Here is a 1236-nt window from a genome sequence, read left to right on the forward strand (position 1 = left end):
CGCCCTCGTACTGCGCCTTGGCGTCGCGCAAGGCCTCCTGCGCGGTCGGCAGCAGTTCCCTGCGGCCCAGCATCAGCAGGGACAGCCCCTTGATCGCATGGGCCAAGGCAAACTCAGGCGCCGACTTCAGCACCGCGCCAAGATGATCTGCAGTGACAGCGGCGTGGGCCAGAACCCCCATCTGCACGGCATTCCAATCCTGCAGCGCCGCGAAAAGACCGGCGAAGGCCAGCAGATTGATCTCGCCCTTGTCGATGCGCAGATCGCCTGGCTGATCAACGAAGGCGTCGCCTATCTAAACACAGGCCAGAACCCCAAACGCCGCGGCAATGAGCATCCCAGCATCATGCCCTACGGCGTTTACGAGACCTCGGACGCCCATGTGATCCTTGCGGTGGGCAACGACAGCCAGTTCCAGCGCTTCATGGAATTCCTCAAGCTGGAAGGCCTGGCCGAGGATCCGCGCTTTGCCACCAACCCGGCCCGGCTGCAGCACCGTGACGCATTGAATGCGATCCTGATCCCCTCGGTGCAGCGCTTTACCACGGATGAGGTTCTGGGCGCGATGGACGCCCGCAAGGTTTCCGCCGGCCCGGTGCAGAATCTGGAGACGCTGTTTGCCACCGGTCAGGTCGCGGCCCGCGAAATGGCCATCGGCATGGATACCGCAGCCGGCCCGGTCAAACTGCTGGGCAACCCGCTGAATTTCTCCCGCACGCCGGTAACATACCGCCATGCGCCGCCCCGCTGCGGCGAGGCGACAGAGGAGATTCTGGGGGCAAGCGCCCCCTTTGGAGACCCGTGACCACGCAGATCCGCGGCGGCTTTCCGCCAAGTGTTACAATTTCCGGCAAATCACCGCCAAAACGGCGATGATTTCGCCGCCCGTTACCCCTTCCGCTTGCAAAAATTTCCCCGGAAATCTTACACATCCGGCGAATTTGACTGTCAGGCACACACAGGCCATCACCAAACCGCGAGCGGGGTTCGCCCGGACCAATCCGATGAACTACTCTTTCATCAGGACACGGAACCCGCGCTTAATTTGAGAAAGATTGGACTCCCATGATGCATGATATTTTCGGCCAAGACAGCAGCCTGACCGATGCAGCGGCGCTGCAGGATTGGAATGCCGTGCAGATGGGGGTTCTGGCCCACGCCGCTGTCACTGCAGATCATCTTGGCGCGGTGCTGAAGTCGGCGCCTGAGTTTGCCTTGGCCCATGCGATCAAGGGG

The 1236-nt window shown here is 61.9% G+C and carries 2 pseudogenes; one reads left to right on the forward strand and one right to left on the reverse strand.

Going from position 1 to position 1236, the window contains the following annotated elements:
* Positions 1-181 (reverse strand): annotated as a pseudogene (locus tag A2I95_RS39605) (tetratricopeptide repeat protein); the annotation flags it as partial.
* Between the two features lie 18 nt (positions 182-199).
* Between A2I95_RS39605 and A2I95_RS39610 the strand changes: the two are divergent.
* Positions 200-805 (forward strand): annotated as a pseudogene (locus tag A2I95_RS39610) (CoA transferase); the annotation flags it as partial.
* Between the last annotated feature and the right edge of the window lie 431 nt (positions 806-1236).

Source organism: Leisingera sp. F5 (assembly GCF_001593695.1).